The organism is Paenibacillus sp. MAEPY2, assembly GCF_000499205.1.
Lineage (GTDB): Bacteria > Bacillota > Bacilli > Paenibacillales > Paenibacillaceae > Paenibacillus > Paenibacillus vandeheii.
Genome location: NZ_AWUK01000013.1, coordinates 190,050 through 210,118 on the forward strand (window position 1 = coordinate 190,050; position 20,069 = coordinate 210,118).

Sequence of the window (20,069 nt, forward strand, 5' to 3'; positions counted from 1 at the left end):
TTGCTGAATTCAGTTAGAAAGCTTCCTATCCATTTGAACAAGTATAACGTAGTTAAGGGGGGCAAAACATCTGTTTCGGATCATAGATACGTACATTTTATTACAATTTGTTGATACTTAAATTCCAAGCATTCATAAACGGACATTATAGGATACAGCTTAATCACATGCAGCACAAAAAGCCGACCCTGTATCCAAACATGAGTTGAACTCATGAACGGACACAGAATCGGCTGTTCATACATTACGAATTATTCGTTGGTATCCATCCACTGGAAGTGGAATGAACCTTCTTTGTCCACACGTTTGAAGGTGTGAGCACCGAAGTAGTCACGTTGTGCTTGCAACAGGTTCGCAGGCAAACGCTCTGTACGGTAGCTGTCATAGTAGGACAACGCGCTGGAGAATCCAGGAACCGGAATTCCTTGAGTTACCGCAGCAGCAACGACTTCACGCCATGCGCCTTGGTAAGATTCAACAATGTTTTGGAAGTATGGGTCCAGAAGCAGGTTTTTCAGTTCTGCGTCTTTGTCATATGCTTCCTTGATGTTTTGCAGGAATTGCGAACGGATGATGCAGCCACCACGGAAGATCATCGCGATGTTGCCATATTTCAGATCCCAGCCGTACTCGTCCGAAGCTGCACGCATTTGGGCAAAGCCTTGCGCGTAGGATACGATTTTACTTGCAAACAGCGCTTTGCGCACATTCTCAATGAATGCTTTTTTGTCACCGGAGAATGCTTCAGTTGCAGGTCCATTTAGGATTTTGCTTGCTGCCACACGCTCGTCTTTCATCGCAGACAGGAAGCGGGAGAATACGGATTCTGTAATCATGGACAAAGGTACGCCCAGATCCAGCGCGCTTTGGCTAGTCCATTTTCCTGTTCCTTTTTGTCCGGCTGCATCCAGAATGACATCAACCATTGGTTTGCCGGTTTCCGGATCGTATTTGGAGAAGATGTCTGCCGTGATTTCGATCAGGTAGCTGTCCAGCTCACCCTGGTTCCATTCGGAGAAGATCTCATGCAGTTCTTCAACAGAAACATTCAGCACGTCTTTGAGCAAGTGATACGCTTCACCGATCAACTGCATATCCCCGTATTCAATACCGTTGTGCACCATTTTAACATAGTGTCCAGCACCATCTGGTCCGATATATGTGCTGCAAGCATCGTCGCCCACTTTAGCCGAAATGGCTGTCAGGATTGGTTCAACAAGCTCATATGCACTCTGTTGTCCGCCCGGCATGATTGCTGGGCCTTTCAATGCGCCTTCTTCCCCACCGGATACACCCGCACCGATGAAGCGGAAACCTTTAGCTTCCAGATCTTTGCTGCGACGTTGGGTGTCAGGGAAGTATGCGTTCCCTCCATCAATGATGATGTCTCCCTCGTCCAAGTGTGGCAGCAGTTGTTCAATCGTAGCGTCCGTTGCTTTACCCGCTTGAACCATAATCAAGATTTTGCGTGGGGATTCCAGAGAAGCTACGAACTCTTCAATGGTGAACGCACCTGTCAGGTTTTTGCCCTCAGCTTCTTTTAAGAGATCGTTCGTTTTCTCAGGGGAACGGTTAAAAACCGCTACCGAGAATCCTTTGCTTTCAATATTGAGGGCAAGGTTCTTACCCATTACTGCAAGTCCGATGACACCGATCTGTTGTTTACTCATTATGTCCTCCCAATACTCTTTATATATAGTAGGTTAAAATTCGAGATCAACAATCTTTTATTACTGAACCGTTTTTTTCCAGTCAGCTGCAAACTTATCCATACCTTGATCTGTCAGCGGGTGTTTGGAAATTTGTTCAATGACGGAGAATGGCACAGTAGCAATATGTGCTCCAGCCATTGCTACACGTGTAACGTGGTCCGGATGTCTTACAGAAGCCGCAATAATCTGTGCATCCAGGTTATGTGTACGGAACAGCTCAGCAACTTTGGCAACCAATTGCACGCCATCTTCGGAGATGTCGTCGAGACGTCCCAGGAACGGGGATACATATGTTGCACCGGCACGAGCAGCAAGCAGCGCCTGGTTCACCGTGAAGATCAACGTTACGTTGGTTTTCACACCTTTTTTGGTCAGGTAACGGCAAGCTTCCAGTCCTGCAAGTGTCATTGGCAGCTTGATTGTGATGTTTTTGTCGTTGTTATTGATTTTGATCAGTTCGTCAGCTTGAGCAATCATCTCTTCGGCTGTGATCGCATCTGGTGTTACTTCCGCAGATACGGATTCAACTTCAGGTACCTCACGCAAAATTTCTTCAATGCGGTCTTCGAATTTCACGCCTTCTTTGGCTACCAATGACGGATTTGTTGTTACACCGGACAGTACGCCGATTTTATACGCTTTTTTGATGTCTACCAAGTTTGCTGTATCGATGAAAAATTTCATATTCAATTACCTCCAAGGGATATGTTTGTTTTTTTGATGTTACCGGTTTGCATTAACAGCCATAGGAATTTCAGTTGCATCTTCGGCCTGCTGATCGGCAGGTTGATCAAACCACCAGTGGTGCCCTTCGGCAGCCAGCATAGCATCCGACTCTACAGGTCCATAGCTTCCTGCAGGGTACAAATGAAGTGGGAGCAAATTCTCCTGGAATGCATCCAAGATAGGTTGCACCCATGCCCAGGACAGTTCTACTTCATCCCAGTGGGCAAAGAACGTTGGATCTCCATGCAATGCATCATGAATCAAGTTCTCATAAGCTTCGGCCAGATCCTCACGATCTGGTGACAGATCGATATGAACCGGCTTGAACTCCCCTTTGTTTTGCGGGTCGCTCGCATTCAGCTGCAGTGTCATGCTCTGGTCAGGGCTCATCTCAATCACAAGCAGGTTCGGTTTGGAGCCGTTAACCACGTTGGCCTGTCCGGATGGTTCCTTGAATTCAATGACGATACGAGTTGATTTCTCCTTCATTCGTTTTCCTGTACGGATATAGAAAGGTACTCCGCGCCAGAAGAAGTCATCAATCTGCAATTTCGCAGCAATAAAAGTATCATTCATCGTATTCTCGGCAACACCCGGTTCAGCTGCATATGCGCTAACGGATTTGCCTTGAATGTTTCCTTCAGCATATTGTCCGCGAATAACACTTGCACCCACAGTTTGCTTTTGCAGCGGCTGTATCGATTCCATGATGTGCTTTTTCTTCAAACCGACTTTTTCCGTGGTGCTGTTATATGGAAGCTGGATCGCCATCATCATGAGCAATTGCAGCATATGATTCTGGAACATGTCCCGCACGGCGCCTACATGGTCATAATAGGATGCCCGTTCTTCCACACCAACAGTCTCGTTAGCGGTGATTTGCACATTGGAGATGTAACGGTTGTTCCACAATGCCTTCATGATCGGATTGCTTTGATGCAGGGTTTCAAGACGCTGTACCATTGGTTTGCCCAAATAATGGTCAATCCGATAAATTTCTTCTTCGGTAAACGCCTCGCTTAATTTGCGATTCAGATCACGAGCCGATTGCAGATCATGACCAAATGGCTTCTCGATCACAAGACGTTTCCAGCCCGCTGTAGATCCAAGTCCACTCTCCTGAATGTTCGCTGCAATCGGTTCAAAGAATTCTGGACCAACCGAAAGATAAAATAAACGATTGGACGGAATGCCAAGTTCAGCCTCTCTCTGTTCAACCAAATCTAACAGCTCTGTATAATCTTCCTTATGGCTTATATTCAATACACTATAGCGGAAAGCCTGCACGAATGACTTCACAACTTTAGGATCGGCCGGGCGTCTGGAAAATTCATTCAATGATTTTTCCACTTGTGCCTGAAAGAATTCATCAGACCATTCTCTGCGTCCCAAGCCAATCAGCGAGAAGGATTCAGGTAGTTTCTGCTCAATGTATAAATTATATAAGGCAGGATATATTTTTCTTTTGGCTAAATCGCCAGTCGCACCAAATAAAATAATGGTTGTTGGTTCCATCTCACTGTTCTCCTTCCAAGTAACTCTGGTATCTTTGCTGTAGTTACACTATAATACGTTTCATAGCCATACAAGTAATTAATATATTTCACAGGAGCTATAGACCATATCTATGACAACAAATTATGAATTATATAAGGTATTTTACTGGGCTGCCAAAACAGGAAGTTTGACTCAAGCTGCCAAAGCGCTATATATCACTCAACCAAGCGTTAGCCATGCTATCAAACAGCTGGAGGAAAGCTTTGGCCTCACGTTGTTTTACCGGAATTCCAAGGGAGTTGCACTGACACAGGAAGGTGTCAGTCTGTATTCTTATATCGAACAATCCCAGATTCTGATCTCGCTGGCGGAGGAGAAAATGGCCGCCCTGAAGAGTTTAGACAACGGAGAACTGAGGATTGGCGGAAGTGATTCATTGTTTAAGCATTACATGCTGGCATATCTGGAAGAATTCCATGTCCTATATCCTAACATCAAGCTGCATCTGAGTCATGGAACAACGCCGGAAGTCATCACGTTTCTGAAAGAAGGAAAAATTGATCTGGGTGTTGTTCGAATGCCCATCGTTGATCCGCAGCTGGAAGTTCGGGAAAGTATTCAGCTCAAGGACTGCTTCGTTGCGGGTGAACGTTATGCTCAGCTGAAGGATAAAGTCATGACACTGGAGATGCTCCTGGAGCATCAATTGATTCTCTTCTCCCGGAACAGCCGGGTGCGGATGGCGATAACGGAATTGTTCAACAGCTATGGCTATACACTCAAACCCGAGATTGAAGTCGGCAGTGTGGATTTGTTAATTGAATTTGCACGTCGAGGATTGGGCATATCGTATGTAACCCGTGAGTTTATTTCCAAAGAGCTGGAGGAAGGCTCTCTCTTCGAAATTCAGCTGGATGTTCCCCTGCCTCCATCCCATGTAGGCATCATGACAAAGCGGAATATGCCGATTTCCCTGGCAGCGAACCGATTTATGGATCTCATTTTTAAATGCGATTAGACTCTCGGGTCAACAAAAAGTGCCTCATCACCCATACGGATGATGAAGCACTTTTTATTATATACATATGTAAAATGACGAACGAGAAATTATCATAAAGAAAATCAAATTATCCATTGAAATAACTCCACCTCTTCATTCACATCAATAACGGATTCAATGTCATACTTCGAGTTCTCTTAGTCTTTCCTCAATTCTTCCAGGAATCAAAGCAAACAGTTGGTCCCAGATCATAAACACATTGGGGTCAAGCACATATTCCTCAAACTCCATAGCAGGTACAAACGCCTTCGTCTGCAGGAATGCCTGCACTCTGGCATTGATCTCTTCATTTGTTTCAAAATAACCTTTGAACATCTCGTTGACTAGCAGGCCGTCACATCCAGCATTAGCCCCGGCTGCGCTGTACAGATCCGGTAACAGTTCAAATACCACAGGCAGCGGTGAAAACGCGTGTTTGCCTGGCTGCGAGTAAAGACACACATGGCGTCCAACCACATTAACCCGATCCTTCAGCAATCCCCTGAGCACTCTGCCATGAAAGCTGGCTTCACAGTCCACGACTTCGCCGTCATGGCCCACATAGATCCACACATGCTCCATTTCGTACAAATGCCCAATTTCGTAATCCCACCAGATCGCAAATTCAATCACATATCGGACGGCATCGGCTGGAAAATGAATTTCCCGGCTAAAGGATGGGGAAGGGCCAGAGCGTTCCAGTATTGAAACACCTACAAAATCCGGATAAAAAGGCTCATTTCGGTCAAACATTAATACAGGAGCATAACTCATTGCGGTTTCCAGTATTATATGCTCAGTCATGGTCATAGATGGGTTCCTCCACGTTATTAGGGTATGATCAATTTATGAATTATGCTTCTCCTATTATTGCTCTCACTACTGTGACAAACGAATGTTATCCTTATATTAACAGAGAATTCTGACCGTGTTAATTTGGAACAAAACGTAGCCCACAACCGAATTTCCCGGTCGTGGGCCTGAATGCGTTCATTGGAGAAGGAATTATTATCGTTATCCCTTTGAGTTCTTGGATGATTTGGAAGCTTTGATCGCCTGATCGGAAACAGAATCCACGCATCCAATTGGCGGACCCAAAATAGCGTCATTTTTGATGGATGCCACTGCCTTTGCATACGCCTCCTCATCAATGCAGTATGCACGATGTGCAACTTCAGGCGGTGTTGCAGCCAGGAAATCAGCCCCAAGCACAATGTCCGGTGTAGGTTGATCAAAAATCGTCAACAGATGCACATCGTCGGTCTCCGCCACAAACCAGTGAAACCACCCTTGAGGGAATATCGAAACTTGACCAGGCTTCAAGTGATAACTTATCCGCTCCCGCTTGAAGGGATCGTAGACAGAGGTGGTAACTTCACCGTTGATCAGAACGACCATCTCTGTCACATTGGTATGCCAGTGTGGCTGAACGATGATACCTTTACTCATGTGTACGTTGAAAAACCCATTTTTGATCGTTGGCAGCTGCTCCCCAAACAACTGGGTAATATAATTGCGCGAATCACGCTGATAATTTAAAACCGTTGTCGAATCGGCTGCCAGTTGAACATTCGGGGATTGCAGAATCGGATTAATCATACCGCTGTTTCCTCCTTATAGGCGCACATCTCATTGTTGTACTGTATGCGTTAATACGCGGAGATAATACCGTGACACGATTGTATTTCAATTTTCATCCAAATGTGTAGCTTCATCTGTCGATTAGGTTCAAGTGATGAACATTCACTCTCAAGTAAAACACAAAAACGCCCTTTTCCTGTTGAAAACAGGTCTGGGGCGTTAAGTGCTTAATCTATAGTTTGCTATATCTTAAGCAATTCCCGGGTATCTTCCTCCCGCGGCAAATCCTTTCGGAGATATCCGTTCAATCTCTGCCAATTCATCAATGGTGAGAGAAACCTGCAGAGCACCAAGATTCTCGTGAACTCTCTCCAAACTACGAGTACCAGGAATCGGAACGATATGTTCTCCTTTTTCAAGTAACCAGGCGAGTGCAAGCTGAGAGGCAGTGCACCCTTTTTGCATAGCCAGCTCCTGGATCAGGCGCACCACCTCCAGATTTTTCTGAAAATTCTCACCCTGGAAACGTGGATAATGACGACGATAATCGTCCTCCGGCAGGTCGTCTATCGTTTGGATCTGGCCTGTTAGGAAGCCACGCCCTAAAGGACTGTAAGGGACAAGCCCAATGTTCAACTCGCCGAGCAATGGCAAAATCTCATCTTCGAGCTCACGACTCCACAATGAATACTCCGTTTGGAGCGCTGTAATTGGATGAACGGAATTCGCACGACGAATCGTCTCTGCAGGCGCTTCAGACAGACCTATATATCGGATCTTCCCCTGCTGTACCAGATCTGCAAGTGTTCCCACCGTTTCCTCAATTGGAGTATTGGGATCAGGACGATGCTGATAATAGAGATCGATATAATCCATACCTAGGTTGTACAGACTGGCATCCACTGATTTTTTAATATACGCCGGATCTCCCTTGGGACCCTGGGTATGTGTTATACCAAACTTGGTCGCTACAATAGCATCGGCTCTTCGCCCTTTAAGCGCACGCCCAAGCAATTTCTCGTTACCTCCAAACTGCTGCTTTTCATATTCACCGTACAAATCGGCTGTATCGAACATCGTTACGCCTGCATCTAACGCACCATGAATTGTATGCACCGAATCTTGGTTGTCTGGCATCATCATTACACCCAGCCCAAGCCCGGATACTTGCAAATGATCGCTTCCCAACGTTCTTGTCTTAATCATGCGGTTCCCTCTTTTCGTTATTAAATAGAAAGATATTGAACTTGTACTCATTCTATTTCAAGAACGGAGGCCCAACCACAGTCTGTTTATGCTAGTACTAGAATTACCACTCTGATCGTTACGTTACTCCACAACGGGTATGTACACACAACAATGAATGCCTGACTGTTCGTTCAGATTACTCATGGAAAAGATATCGTAGGCATAGGCAATACCATCCGCCCGATCCGTAGTTTCGAGATAGATCCGGTTAACTTTTTTCTGTTTTATTTGGTGCAGGCTCCAAATGTTATGAAAATCCGTGCTGTCCTCGTTCAACTGTTGAATTATTTTGGAAAACTCAGGTTCACCCGGATACTTGTCATAATACGTACGAAACACCGCTACCGAATGCCGTGCAAATTCATCCCAATTATGCATACGTTCTCGAAGCGTTGCATCCAGAAATAACATTCGCATCATGACACGGTCGTTCACGTTCATCGAGGAAAAGGCGAACAGTTTTTCATTCGCTGCCTCATTCCATGCAAGTACTTCAGACCTTTCATTCGTAATAAAAGAAGGGTATGCAAGTTGACTAATGATGCTCTGCCATCCCTCTTCGAGATGTGAATAGGAGGCAGGAAATTCATGCTCTGCATTAGGGTCCCATAAGCGAAATAGGTGGTCCTTCTCCTCCTCGCTTAACTGGAGTGCTCCCGCTATGCTTTCCATCACCTCGCGAGACGCGTTAACCTCTCTCCCCTGCTCAAGCCAAGTGTAGTAAGTTGCACTGACACCTGCTAGTACAGCAACTTCTTCACGTCTTAATCCCAGCGTTCTGCGCTGTCCATACGATCCGCTGATTCCGGCTTGATCAGGCTGAATCCGGCTCCTCCGAGATTTCAAAAATTCACCCAGTGTTTTACTTCGGCTAATACCTGTAGTCATAAATAACCTCCCTTAGATATTTAGATTTCTATGGATTCAATTACGGCTCTATCCAAAATGGTTAACCTCTAAAAAGCCTTGAAGTCAAGCCGGCTGATAAGGGCTGGCGATTAGTAGACCATTATCTAAGGAACTCAGGACGTCTTATTTCGCCTTCAGATGCTCTTTCTAAAATGTAAGGAACCTAAGACACGTTATTTCCTGAAATTCCTGACAAAAACGCTGTAAACGACTGTTTATTCCGATATAGCGTGTCTCAAGTTCCTTAGATTTCTACAGTCACTTCAAATCCTTGAATAAGACGTCTCCGATTCGTTAGCGCTCGCTCCATGCTCTGATCCAACCACTAGCGAGAAGTCGCCCCTAATATATGCGAGAGCTTATCTGATAGTTACATTGTTCGTACTTAGCTACATTTGATCGAAGAATTCTGTGATTTGTTTACCTGGGTCAGCTAAAAACTCAGGGAACGTACATATATTACCATTCTCCTGATGTTCCACATCCACGTATCCAATTATTTTTTTACTTGGATTCCAAACGATCACCTTATGCGAGTACTCATGCAAATCAGCAGATAAACGCAGCAACTTCTGTCTCCCCATCTTCATCTCTACAGTATCCACCAGATTAAAGAACTCCACATATTGAATACCTGATTCATTGTCAGGCAGGTCAATACGACCTGGCCCTTCGGTCAGAAATTGGATAAGTTCCTTAGGCAGCTTGTACGATTTGAGCGCATGCAATTTGTTGCTCAGATTGTGAAAGTCTTGCGGCTCATGAGATTTCAAATACTCTGCCATTTCTTCATTTTTCTGACTGATGGCAATCGTGTATGCTCGTTCCCCATCCTTCTCTTGAATGGTTACATCCGCTCCATGCTCTACCAAATAACGAACCATCATCATATTGTTGTTACGAGCGGCTACTGTAAGGGGTGTCGCCTTGTATGGATACACCATATCGGACTCGTTGTAATTGATATCCACGCCCTCGTCCAGCAAATACTGGACCATCTTCATATCGTGATTCGAAACGGCTTTTCGTAACGTTTTTCCACCATATTTTCGAATATCCAGTCCGAGGTCCTTCAATACTGGGATGTTCTTTTTGTTACCGTAATATGCCTCGTCGTACGCACTCGACTTCACATGATTAAGTCCAATCAATTTGGCTCCATGCTTCTGCAAATATCGAACCGTATCTTCCCCGCAGTATCTGGCCGCCTTGAGGATTGCCGGGTTGTCCTTCACATTCAGGTTCACTCCGCGCTCCACCAAAAGCTTAACCACTGCCTGCTGATTGGTGATTAGGGCAATATCTAGTGGTGTTAAAGCTATGTATTTGCTGAGCGTAATCACTTTTTCAAGCTCCATACCCTGTTTAATGAATTCTTCTACACCAGTAACGTCTCCCTTATAAATCGCCATGGCTTGATCAGGCAACGTTTCAAACGTTCCTTGATTTCCGATTTTGAACAAAGGTGTAACCTCCCTCTGGTTAAATATCTACACGACTATAAGTCCTGTAATGCTCATTAATCATAGTATACCTGCTAACCTTTTCATCTGTACAAAGCCTCTACCAATATCAGGTTCTTGTCCTAAAGCTCAAACCAACCCCGAAACATAAAGTTCCGGGGTTGTCATCTACTTTTAAACTCCATCACATCAACTCACTCATTTATGTGCTAATCCTGTTGGGTCTGTTGGCACAATATCAATGCCCTTCTCCAGCCCCTTAATGGATTTAAGCTGGGAAGTGATGGCTGCAATAACGATAACAAACACGCCTGCAATAATAAACAAGAACGCAATGCCCCTTCCCGGACCAACGCCGATGAATGATCCTACGGTCAAGGCCAGCGCTCCACCTTCCTCCAACAATGGGTTAAAGACATGGTCTGCCAAAAATCCTGCGATACTGTATGAAACGATAAAGCCCAATTGCGATAAAATGCCGATGATGCCCCACACCCTGCCTTGCTTCTCGTTGGATATGTTATTACGCACCAATACATCTGCACTCATGTTGACAAAGGGCAGGGAGGACAGAAACAGGAAGCCTGCAAAGATAATGAAATATATATTTGTTGTAAATCCCAAAAGGGAGAAGGACAATCCGGACATGATCAGACCCCAAACAAGTATTTTTGAATATTTTTTACTTAGGGTGAACATGCCAATGCACAGACTGCTGATCAACATGCCAATTGCGCTCACCGATTGAAATGTTCCAAGCGTTCTTGATTCAGAGAAGGATAGGATCATTGGACCTATGAGCGTTTCTAGGAATCCCAGATAGAACGTGATAATCGAAATAATGATAACAAGCAGAAGCACGCCTTTATTCGTCGTTACTTCAATCCAGCCTTCGTGAAGCTCAGTCAGCCAAGGTTTCCTCTCATCATCGGTTCGCTCCGCTTTAAGACTTTTCCGTATAACAAGCACTGCCAGGATCGCAACCAGATACGTCAATATATTAATGACCAGAATGACTTCAATCGTTGTTATACTGAGCAGAATGCCGGCTATAATGGGCGAAAATAGAAACTTGGATGATTCGGCAAGCTGCACCAGGCCGCTGCCCTTTGAATATTGATCTTTATTGAGCAAATCGGTGGCTGAAGCCTTGTAGGCTGGACTTTGAACGGCCGAGAACACGGAACTAAAAGCAACACCAGCATAGATATGCCACAGTTCAATCTTCCCCGTCAGGATCATGGTCAAGATAAAAACTAAACCAGCCGCAGAACCAAGATCACCTAAGACCATCATCGTGCGCCGGTCAAAACGATCTGCAAGGACTCCACCTATGGGACGCAACAAGATATTAGGCAGAAAGGTAAACAGTGTAATCAATGCGACAGCTGTCGCCGTATGGGTTTTCTCAAATGCATACACACCAAGAGAGAATGCCGTCATTCCGATACCCATCGTAGATATGAGCTGTCCGAACCATACTGTCAAAAATGTACCAAATGACCTGTGTCCCATCTGTTTCATTGGATAACCCCTCTCCAATTAACCGTGTTAGAACCCTTGATCCGTAAGCCATTTGCCTAACATATTTTCTCTCGTTTTAAGATTATGCTGCTTGTTATACTTGCCAAGGTTACGATCTGCCACCAGTTTGCCGTCCATCATGAATAAAACCCGTTCAGATCGTGCTGCAACCTTAACATCATGGGTGACGATCAAAAGGGTTGTTCCAGATGCATTAATGTCTCCAAGAATATCCATGATTTCGTTGGTTGAACGTGAATTTAATGCCCCCGTGGGTTCGTCTGCAAACAGAATATCCGGCTGATTGATCAGCGCCCTGCATATACCAATTCGTTGTAATTGTCCACCCGATGCCTGAGTAATATTGTGATTGGCGAGTTCCTCGATGCCCATTTTTTTCATCAGATTGAGAGCTCGTGTATGAATGGAATCCCTGCTGCTTTTTTTCGCCAGATAGGCAGACAGAATGATGTTGTCGAGTAGATTCAGGCTTTTTAACAGATGGATGTTCTGAAATATAAATCCCATCTTGTTCAAGCGAAGTTGCGCCAATTCTTTCTCTGAAAAAGCAGAAATCTCTTTGCCAGCAAAATAAACACTCCCGCTGCTAACCTGATCCATGCCGCTGACGTTGTAAAGCAAAGTTGATTTTCCCGAGCCCGACGGACCCATAATGGAAACAAATTCGCCCTTCTTCAATTGAAAAGTAATATCTTTCAAAATAGGATGCTTCTCACGCTCACCAGTACTGTACGATTTATTCACGTTTTTGGCTTCCAATATCGTAGTCAAGGTCACCCTCCCTATTCGGCAATCATTTTGGAAATGCTGGATTCTTTAATGGATTGAATACTGATTATAGCTGTACAGATAATCGTAGCTGCCAGCAGCAGCGGACAAAGTACATATGACTTCAGTGGGTCAATGACAAACACAATATGGGATGCTCCAAAATAAGCCATTATTAGACTAATCATTAATTGACCTGCCGTATTCGATAGTATAGTTCCTATAAGAACCCCAACACCCAAAACAATAAGGGACATCGCTACATATTTGAATTGGATTGAGGAAATAGAAAATCCCAAACTTTTTAAAATCGCAATATCACCGTTATCCTTTGCAACAAGCATCTTCAGGAATAACGATGTAATCAGGATCGTGACCAATACTGCTACAACTAGCGCCAACACCGTAACCAGTTTCAGCTGATGGATTGTCCCTCCAAGCGTTTGATATAAATAGCCTTGTAAATCTGTCACCTTTGCCGGTGCAAATGTCTGTGCATACTCCGCAATTTTATTCGAAATTTTACTTCCATCATCTTTCAAATCCAGACTCAAGACATACCAGAGTACACGATCTTGGTTATAAGGCAAGCGTGCTTTTGCAGTTTTTCCGCCATTGGTCACATCCTGATATACACCACTGACGGTCATTGTTTTTTTCTTTCCATTTACTAACAGTATTAAGGAGTCTCCCGTCTTCTTTTTCATTTCATTACTGTTCGCATCAGACAAAGCAATTTCATATTCATTTTTTGGGGCCACACCCTTCACGTAAGATAAAGGAAACACATTGAAATCTCCTGTCTCCACGCTTAAATGATCATAGCCACCTTCACTGTTCAACACTTTAAATTGGCTTGTGACAAATGCTGAGTATTTAAGTACGTTTGTATCCTTTTGAATATAATTAATTAATTCGGAGTAACGCTGTTCGATATCCTCGGAGTGCCTCAGATCAATACGCATATCGCTTTGACCAACACCCATGTAAGAGATAAAGCTAGGGGCTTGTAACGTATTGAGGAAATTAACAGGTACGATCATAATAAATGAACTTATAATAAAAACAAACAATAGCAAACGGAACATGTTCAACCGCTGAATGATGTCTTTTATACCCAGGAAAACCGGAACCGATAACCATCGATTTTTGGATAGGCTGAGCCTGTTTGGACTTATTCTGGTTTCGCCGAGACTGCCCGAACGCAATGCTTCAACAGCTGAAATATGATTGAAACGTCGAAGCACACGGTTGCAGAAAAATACAACGATGGCGAAAATGATGACAGCTGCAAATAATGTGATGACGTAGTGCAACCATGTTTTGGGGGCTGTTCCTATGTACAGCATCATATTGGACATGAGCAAACGGTTCACCAATAGAGAGGTGAAATAGCCTGTAATAGAGCCCAAACCTGCCATAACAACATATTTGCTCAAATAGAGTTTCTTAATATCACGCTCGGATATGCCAATAGCTTTCATGACGCTAATCTCTCGGTAATCCTCTTCAATAGTGGCGAGCATGGTGAAACGGATACATAGTACAGCGATTACAATCAAGATCAAACTGACAAGTATGACTACAGCTGCCACAACCCCGTCGGTCAACGCATTCAACAATTGGAACAGACTGTAGTTAACCACAGGACCTGCATTCGGCAAATTCGTATTTTGATAGGCTTGAGTAAAGTCACTGATCATCTGAGGATCTTTAAGTCGGAATTCAATCAGATACTCCGTCTCGCCCGTATTTTGTTTTAAGGACTGAAATTCACCCTGACTTATGACAAAACGTTTGGAGTGAATAATGGATGGATTCATTTGAGCATCACGTACAAAATCCACGATCTTGTAGGTTCTGATGAAAGAATTGTCTTTGATGTTAATACTGTCACCAATTTTCAACTTCTTCTGCTGCAAGTAATAAACAGGAACGGCAATTTCTCCATCATTCACCTGCACAATCTCACTATCCAAATTCAGCAGAAAATCAAAATTCTGATTTTGTACAACAAAATCAATATCCATAATGCTGTTTTTCTCAGCTTCCGCTCCAAAAAATAAATGAGAACCGTCTATGTTAATCATTTCTACGATCTGGTGTTTCTCTACCATTTCATTGGCCTGTGCCCACTCATTCACCTTCGTTTCATCCAGTTCACCTGCGTGCATTTGCACAACATGAGGGGTCTCGGATTCCGTAAATAAATAGTGGATTGAACTTGTTAGCTCCATAATCATGCGTGTACCTGAAGACATAAGCAAAGCTGCCAGCAAAATAAAAACAAATAAAGCAATGTTGATTCCTTTTTTCCTCTTAAGCTCATTTCTTAACATACGTAATAGCATGAACAACCATTAGCTCCTTTGCATGGAACACTACTTTGGATTAATCAGGTACACTATATGTAATTTCTTTTATCGGTATGCCGAACCTTCTGTACCAAAGTTAATATCCCTTTTTGCTGTAAAATACCCCCATTTATCTACTGCACCGAGTGTATCAATAAACACGAATATCTGAATCAGTCTGCGGTCCAGTTTTAACTAATGCCGGAGTCTGAGGTTATAAATTGAGAACTTATTAAATCGTGTGATAAAATAATGGCTCAAACCTTTTTCTAACGACACTCAATTTGTGGGATATGTCCCAATTAAGAAAGGACACTATGAACCCTTCATCCATACCATCCATGTTACAGCAAACCATCCCGCCGCTGGATCTGCGCAGTTGTCTTGTCAGCGTACGTGGCGAAATCATATACGAGCACTACCGTAATCAAGAAGCAGCAACTCAAATTGCCAAAGTGAATTCCTGTACCAAAAGTGTGCTGTCCGCGCTCATTTGTATTGCAATGGATCACGGCTGGCTGCCCGAAGCGTCTAATCCAATCTCCACCTTTTTCCCACAGCTGGGGTCAGATCCTGACCCACGCAAACCGGAAATTACGTTAGAGCAGTTATTGACCATGACAGCTGGATTCAACTGGGACGAGTTTGGTGGACAGAATTCATTTCCGCGCATGACACGTACGGATCACTGGGTGAATTTTGCATTGGAGCAACGCTTAAGTCATGTGCCAGGTACATATATGGAATACAATTCCGGGGTATCACAGATCTTGTCTGCCATCCTCATGCAGAGTACAGGAATTTCCGTAGCCGAGTTCGCGGAACGTTATCTATTTGGCCCGTTGGGGATTCAAGAGTATGAATGGGAAAGTGACCCACAGGGTGTACATACTGGTGGGTTTGGATTAAAGATGCTGCCGAGGGATTTGTTAAAATTCGGTCAGCTGTTTATGCAGCAAGGCATGTGGAACGGCCAGTCGCTGATATCGAACGATCTTGTTAGCCGCTCTACAAAGCCTGCCATTACGGTTACTCCACCCAATCATGGTAGTTATGGTTGGCACTGGTGGGTGGATGCCTATACCAGCGAAACTTCTGAGGCTGATGCTGGGATTACGGAAAAGGACACTCCCATACTCCACTATTACTACGCCCGTGGATTTGGAGGTCAATTTATATATATCGTCCCGGCTCTGGAACTCGTTGCAGTGCTAACCAATGACAAACGAAAGAAGGAAAAACCTCCACTGGATGTGTTCCCCAAAAGAATTGCTCCTGAACTGTTAAAATGCCTGTAACAATCTTCATTTTCGCTTAATGCGCATAAATAACCCCCAACCGTTAGGGAGTTTTCCCGATGAGTTGAGGGTTATTGTTTATCGCAAACCTTTCAGATCCGCCTCTGAACTTCCAAGCTCTGTCTTCCCGGCATATGGAGATTTCGTATTGATTAGATAGTATAGCGTTGCATAGATCGTTAGAATAAACGTGCCAAAGAACATACAGAATGCGAGTGACGGACGACTTACACTCTCATGCATAATTTCGACCAGCGTTTCACGATTAGTTAACGCATCCCAGCTGTTCAGTCGATACACACGTCCCAGCAGGACACCATAACTACCCAGAGCACACCCTACCAGCACAAAAATCCACGAAACCCATCGTCCCATTTTGTGATGAATCACTTCCTGAAGCTGATACATCGACAGGAATCCGAGCAACAAGCCCGTCCAAACGAACATCAAGAGCACAATTAAGTCATACCAGTACTTGTAGTCCAATCCATTCCCTCCGCCATAATAGCGGGAACTGCGTGCCGTCAGGTGAACGAGATCCGTTACAATGTAGGATGAGTTCGGGAAGAACAATAGCCAGAGCAGTCCGCTTGCAACGGCAAACCATGTCGCCCCTTTCCATTTGGCATGGCCGAAGCCATAAGCCACATAGGAGAATACAAAAGGAATCCAGCCCAAAAACAGATTCCAGATCAGGAAGCGAAAATAGCGCTGATCCAACCAATCCGCAGCTGCATAATACAAACCGAGGGTCACCACCGTGACCATACTAAGGAAAATCAATATTTTGATATAATTCAGTTTTCTCAATGATATTTACCTCACTTGATTCAATGAAATACATTCAGTTCCGAAAATATCGGATGATCTCTTCCCTGTTCTTTTCCACACGCAAATTCAACCCACGCTTATCCTTTAAACCATATTGCTGTAGTTCATGCCCTGGATCAAGCACCAACGGTTTGGTTACTACATCCTCCAACAAGTTCATCGTCAATTGATAGGCTTCACGCAGCTCATCCACCGGAATAATCGATTCATATCGCTTGATTAACTCAATCAAACGTTCCGCATACACCAGACGAACCATACTGTCCGCACTCGTCAGTTGTCTTGAAGCAAATGCTGTGATTGCAGTGATAATCAGCGGATTAGCATGATATCTGGCAATCGACGTAAGCTCATCAACCGCGTCCCAGTTCATGATAGATAATGCAGAGGTTAACTGACCTATTCTTTCTTCCATCCATGTCTGCTCCAGCTCTTGAGGCACATCCCATTGTTTATATTGTGCATAAACACCACTCCGATGCATCTGTACAGCGCTCCCATAATGCTTAACGAATAACGCTTTTGGAACATTCCAGTCCGTTTCCATCCAACCACCACCGTACCTGTCTCTATTTTTGCTTATAACCAAAACCCATTACATAAATTTACTGTTGAAGACCATACTAGGATCATACCACTTCCCAAAGGAGAATCAAATTTACCATGAATTCAAATTCAATGCAGCCTTCAAACCGAATGCAACCTGCAAACAACGCAAATCCAGGCTTCACACCTCAAATGAACCATGGCGGACATGAAATGTTCGATATGCACGAAATTCTGTCAGGGGCCATCAACGTGCTGGATCAATACATGATTTTCAGAACGTTTGTACAGGACACTGAACTGCTTCAACTTCTTGATCGTCAGTACAATTTCATGCTGTCCCAGTACAATCTGACGGCAGAATGTTTCTCAACTGGACAGAAACCGCATGAGGAGACGGCAACCTACATGATTCCAAACATCGTTCCGCCCGTATATGGCCTCAAGCCATCTGCACCGAAAAAGCCGAATCAATCACTCGCCGACGTCAAAGATGCAGGCATCAGTGGTCATATGCTGGGATTGATCAAGTCACATGCCTCTCTGCTGGCCATGTCTGCTCCTGAAATTACGAATGGGACCGTACGCCGAGTTATCGCTTCTCAGGTACAACAATTTATCGAGATGGCTTACGAAATTTTCATGTATCAAAATCAACATGCTTATTATCAAGTGCCTCAACTGAATGCAAATGATACGACACAGATGCTTCAAGCATATGTCCCAGCAACCGGTGCACCTCAAATGCCAAATAACAACAAGCCACCTCTTCATTAATTTAAAATAAGTCGAACAACAAAGAACAGCAACTTCAACCCCCAAGGTTGTAAGATGCTGTTCTTTGTGCTGCTACGGCTTCGATCCAGAAGTGAAAAAAGCAGCACTCCTTTCTAAAGGATGTGCCGCTTTAGCATGCATTCAGCGCTTCTTGCTCCATTCCAAGAATGTATTTTATGTCGATACCGATGTAAGTTTGTCCGGATTCACAACGAGATAGAATCCCTCAATCCGCTCTCCTAGAGAGTCCAGCTTGAGACACAGAACTTCGGACAACTGACCGTTATCCAGTAATGCAAGGTGAGGCTCTCCATTGATGAATGTGGGCACCCAATCTCGTTCTCGCAATCGGGTAAGCACCCGGCGAGAGGTCAACAAGGCGAGTACGCCTTTACGAACTTTCATCGTTCTCATGACCGTATGCACACGTCCACCGCCATCTGCAGTAAATACAGGCTGCTCGGCCAGCAGCTCCAGCATCTCGGAAACATCATAATTTAGAAAAGCGGTTGTGAAACGAGCCAGCAATTTTTCTTTGGCAGCATAATCAGCAGAACGATGTTCCAGCGGGGAAAGACGATCGGGAAGCTTACGTCTGGCCCGGCTAAAAATTTGACGGCAATTGCTTTCCGATTTTCCCAGCCAATCTGCTATTTCCGCATACTCATACTGGAACGCCTCACGAAGTACAAAAACAGCACGCTCTATGGGGGTGAGTTGCTCCAGCATAACCAGATAAGCGTAGGAAATCATCTCCTTCTGCTCCATCGTTGCTTCCGGAACGTTCCCTATTCCACCGTCACTCATCGGCTCAGGGAGCCATTCTCCAACATAACTTTCCCTTTGATTACGGGCAGAGCTCAGCAGATTCAAACTACGGTTTACGACTAGTTTAGCAATATAGGACTTGGGATTACGGATATTATCAAGAGACTTGCTCTGAAGCTCCGCAAAGCAGTCCTGCACCATATCTTCAGCCTCCACAACACTACCGAGCATGCGGTAAGCAATGGAAAAGGCATAGGCTTTATAACGAATATACAATTCACCAACTTCCAGAGAAGACACTTCTGGCTCATTGATGAGGGAATCAAATTTCATGAGAATGGCCTCCTCTGGCAGATGGTCGTAACTTTAATTATTAAAGCAACCAGGATACATCCCTGTTGTAATTGCGATCCGGTTCCAGCTATTAATGGTGTTGATCGCCATGATCAGATCCACCAGTTCAGCATCACTGAAATGTTCCTTCACTTTTTCAAACAATTCAAGTGGTACGCCTTGTTCCGAAACAAGCGTTACGGCTTCAGCCAGCTCCAGCATAACACGTTCTTTTTCCGTAAACAAAGGGACCTCGCGCCACACGCTCAGCAGCAAAATGTGATCAGCATAATCTCCCAGCTTCATCAGATCTTTGGCATGCATATCGAGACAAAACGCACAGCCATTGATTTGCGACACACGGATTTTCAACAGCTCATATAACACTTTATTATCTTCAAACTGACCCGAAACATGCTGCTCCAATGCCATCATTGCTTTGAAAGCACCCGAATTAGCCACTCTATAATTCACTCTTAAATTCATCTCATTCGCCTCCGTATTTTGGTCTACAACCTTAAGACAAATAAAGACTCATATCTGTGACATTTTCTATAAAAAATCTTCAGCATATTTGAGAACAGCATAAAGCTCAACTATTTAAGATGAGTAACCTTAATGAATGAATTTTGCCGAACATGGATATAGTTTACGCAAACGTTATGTATAAGCAG

At 44.2% G+C, this 20,069-nt stretch carries 18 protein-coding genes; 3 read left to right on the forward strand and 15 right to left on the reverse strand.

The genetic code is table 11. The annotated features are described in order from the left end of the window. Nucleotides 1-251: 251 nt before the first annotated feature. Genes gndA through zwf form a run of 3 tightly spaced genes read right to left on the reverse strand, consistent with a single transcriptional unit; the run spans nucleotide 252 to nucleotide 3,953 of the window. Nucleotides 252-1,670: an NADP-dependent phosphogluconate dehydrogenase gene (gene gndA, locus P364_RS0112885; protein ID WP_024630524.1), complete on the reverse strand. Its 1,419-nt coding sequence runs from the start codon at nucleotides 1,668-1,670 to the stop codon at nucleotides 252-254. Between the two features lie 60 nt (nucleotides 1,671-1,730). After that, on the reverse strand, nucleotides 1,731-2,396 hold the full coding sequence (gene fsa, locus P364_RS0112890; RefSeq protein ID WP_024630525.1) for a fructose-6-phosphate aldolase: 666 nt from the start codon (nucleotides 2,394-2,396) through the stop codon (nucleotides 1,731-1,733). A gap of 39 nt (nucleotides 2,397-2,435) precedes the next feature. Continuing rightward, the gene (zwf, locus tag P364_RS0112895) at nucleotides 2,436-3,953 is read right to left on the reverse strand and encodes a glucose-6-phosphate dehydrogenase (RefSeq protein WP_024630526.1); all 1,518 of its coding nucleotides are present in this window, start codon (nucleotides 3,951-3,953) and stop codon (nucleotides 2,436-2,438) included. Between the two features lie 112 nt (nucleotides 3,954-4,065). Here zwf and P364_RS0112900 point away from each other — a divergent pair, with 112 nt between their 5' ends. Further along, on the forward strand, nucleotides 4,066-4,953 hold the full coding sequence (locus P364_RS0112900; RefSeq protein WP_024630527.1) for a LysR family transcriptional regulator: 888 nt from the start codon (nucleotides 4,066-4,068) through the stop codon (nucleotides 4,951-4,953). Between the two features lie 162 nt (nucleotides 4,954-5,115). Here the strand turns inward: P364_RS0112900 and P364_RS0112905 are convergent, their stop codons facing one another. From P364_RS0112905 to P364_RS0112940, 8 genes are all read right to left on the reverse strand, one after another. Beyond that, complete coding sequence (locus P364_RS0112905; protein WP_024630528.1) at nucleotides 5,116-5,784, reverse strand: hypothetical protein; 669 nt, start codon at nucleotides 5,782-5,784, stop codon at nucleotides 5,116-5,118. Nucleotides 5,785-5,988: 204 nt separating this feature from the next. Then, nucleotides 5,989-6,573, reverse strand: coding sequence for a cupin domain-containing protein (locus tag P364_RS0112910; RefSeq protein WP_024630529.1), 585 nt, complete (start codon nucleotides 6,571-6,573; stop codon nucleotides 5,989-5,991). Between the two features lie 231 nt (nucleotides 6,574-6,804). Next, a complete protein-coding gene (locus P364_RS0112915) occupies nucleotides 6,805-7,758 on the reverse strand; it encodes an aldo/keto reductase (RefSeq protein WP_024630530.1) in 954 nt (317 codons plus the stop codon). A 126-nt stretch (nucleotides 7,759-7,884) separates the two neighbouring features. Then, the gene (locus P364_RS0112920) at nucleotides 7,885-8,691 is read right to left on the reverse strand and encodes a helix-turn-helix transcriptional regulator (protein ID WP_024630531.1); all 807 of its coding nucleotides are present in this window, start codon (nucleotides 8,689-8,691) and stop codon (nucleotides 7,885-7,887) included. A 410-nt stretch (nucleotides 8,692-9,101) separates the two neighbouring features. Then, nucleotides 9,102-10,175, reverse strand: a complete 1,074-nt coding sequence (locus tag P364_RS0112925; RefSeq protein ID WP_024630532.1) for an ankyrin repeat domain-containing protein — start codon at nucleotides 10,173-10,175, stop codon at nucleotides 9,102-9,104. Nucleotides 10,176-10,373: 198 nt separating this feature from the next. Beyond that, nucleotides 10,374-11,699 carry an MFS transporter gene (locus P364_RS0112930; RefSeq protein ID WP_024630533.1) on the reverse strand — a complete coding sequence of 442 codons (1,326 nt, stop codon included), beginning with the start codon at nucleotides 11,697-11,699 and terminating at the stop codon, nucleotides 10,374-10,376. 27 nt (nucleotides 11,700-11,726) lie between these two features. Beyond that, the gene (locus tag P364_RS0112935) at nucleotides 11,727-12,491 is read right to left on the reverse strand and encodes an ABC transporter ATP-binding protein (protein ID WP_024630534.1); all 765 of its coding nucleotides are present in this window, start codon (nucleotides 12,489-12,491) and stop codon (nucleotides 11,727-11,729) included. Between the two features lie 11 nt (nucleotides 12,492-12,502). Next, complete coding sequence (locus P364_RS0112940) at nucleotides 12,503-14,839, reverse strand: ABC transporter permease (RefSeq protein ID WP_024630535.1); 2,337 nt, start codon at nucleotides 14,837-14,839, stop codon at nucleotides 12,503-12,505. Between the two features lie 320 nt (nucleotides 14,840-15,159). Between P364_RS0112940 and P364_RS0112945 the strand changes: the two genes are divergently transcribed. Beyond that, nucleotides 15,160-16,140 (forward strand): serine hydrolase domain-containing protein, encoded by a 981-nt coding sequence (locus P364_RS0112945; RefSeq protein WP_024630536.1) that lies wholly within the window; start codon nucleotides 15,160-15,162, stop codon nucleotides 16,138-16,140. 78 nt (nucleotides 16,141-16,218) lie between these two features. Here P364_RS0112945 and P364_RS0112950 read toward each other — a convergent pair whose 3' ends face one another. Next, nucleotides 16,219-16,950, reverse strand: coding sequence for a DUF1361 domain-containing protein (locus P364_RS0112950; RefSeq protein WP_024630537.1), 732 nt, complete (start codon nucleotides 16,948-16,950; stop codon nucleotides 16,219-16,221). Between the two features lie 34 nt (nucleotides 16,951-16,984). After that, a complete protein-coding gene (locus tag P364_RS0112955; RefSeq protein ID WP_024630538.1) occupies nucleotides 16,985-17,518 on the reverse strand; it encodes a hypothetical protein in 534 nt (177 codons plus the stop codon). Nucleotides 17,519-17,649: 131 nt separating this feature from the next. Between P364_RS0112955 and P364_RS0112960 the strand changes: the two genes are divergently transcribed. Further along, nucleotides 17,650-18,294: a spore coat protein gene (locus tag P364_RS0112960; RefSeq protein ID WP_024630539.1), complete on the forward strand. Its 645-nt coding sequence runs from the start codon at nucleotides 17,650-17,652 to the stop codon at nucleotides 18,292-18,294. 174 nt (nucleotides 18,295-18,468) lie between these two features. Here the strand turns inward: P364_RS0112960 and P364_RS0112965 are convergent, their stop codons facing one another. Together P364_RS0112965 and P364_RS0112970 are read right to left on the reverse strand one after the other, a co-directional pair. Continuing rightward, nucleotides 18,469-19,395, reverse strand: a complete 927-nt coding sequence (locus P364_RS0112965; RefSeq protein ID WP_024630540.1) for a sigma-70 family RNA polymerase sigma factor — start codon at nucleotides 19,393-19,395, stop codon at nucleotides 18,469-18,471. A 33-nt stretch (nucleotides 19,396-19,428) separates the two neighbouring features. Beyond that, nucleotides 19,429-19,881, reverse strand: a complete 453-nt coding sequence (locus tag P364_RS0112970) for a carboxymuconolactone decarboxylase family protein (protein ID WP_024630541.1) — start codon at nucleotides 19,879-19,881, stop codon at nucleotides 19,429-19,431. Between the last annotated feature and the right edge of the window lie 188 nt (nucleotides 19,882-20,069).

Bases quoted from the DNA above. Each gene is read 5' to 3' on its own strand.
- P364_RS0112905 (WP_024630528.1), bottom strand. From the start codon at position 5,784: ATGACCATGACTGAGCATATAATACTGGAAACCGCAATGAGTTATGCT.
- zwf (WP_024630526.1), bottom strand. From the start codon at position 3,953: ATGGAACCAACAACCATTATTTTATTTGGTGCGACTGGCGATTTAGCC.
- P364_RS0112920 (WP_024630531.1), bottom strand. From the start codon at position 8,691: ATGACTACAGGTATTAGCCGAAGTAAAACACTGGGTGAATTTTTGAAA.
- P364_RS0112940 (WP_024630535.1), bottom strand. From the start codon at position 14,839: ATGCTATTACGTATGTTAAGAAATGAGCTTAAGAGGAAAAAAGGAATC.
- P364_RS0112945 (WP_024630536.1), top strand. From the start codon at position 15,160: ATGAACCCTTCATCCATACCATCCATGTTACAGCAAACCATCCCGCCG.
- gndA (WP_024630524.1), bottom strand. From the start codon at position 1,670: ATGAGTAAACAACAGATCGGTGTCATCGGACTTGCAGTAATGGGTAAG.
- P364_RS0112910 (WP_024630529.1), bottom strand. From the start codon at position 6,573: ATGATTAATCCGATTCTGCAATCCCCGAATGTTCAACTGGCAGCCGAT.
- P364_RS0112970 (WP_024630541.1), bottom strand. From the start codon at position 19,881: ATGAATTTAAGAGTGAATTATAGAGTGGCTAATTCGGGTGCTTTCAAA.
- P364_RS0112930 (WP_024630533.1), bottom strand. From the start codon at position 11,699: ATGAAACAGATGGGACACAGGTCATTTGGTACATTTTTGACAGTATGG.
- P364_RS0112955 (WP_024630538.1), bottom strand. From the start codon at position 17,518: ATGGAAACGGACTGGAATGTTCCAAAAGCGTTATTCGTTAAGCATTAT.
- P364_RS0112900 (WP_024630527.1), top strand. From the start codon at position 4,066: ATGACAACAAATTATGAATTATATAAGGTATTTTACTGGGCTGCCAAA.
- P364_RS0112965 (WP_024630540.1), bottom strand. From the start codon at position 19,395: ATGAAATTTGATTCCCTCATCAATGAGCCAGAAGTGTCTTCTCTGGAA.
- fsa (WP_024630525.1), bottom strand. From the start codon at position 2,396: ATGAAATTTTTCATCGATACAGCAAACTTGGTAGACATCAAAAAAGCG.
- P364_RS0112960 (WP_024630539.1), top strand. From the start codon at position 17,650: ATGCAGCCTTCAAACCGAATGCAACCTGCAAACAACGCAAATCCAGGC.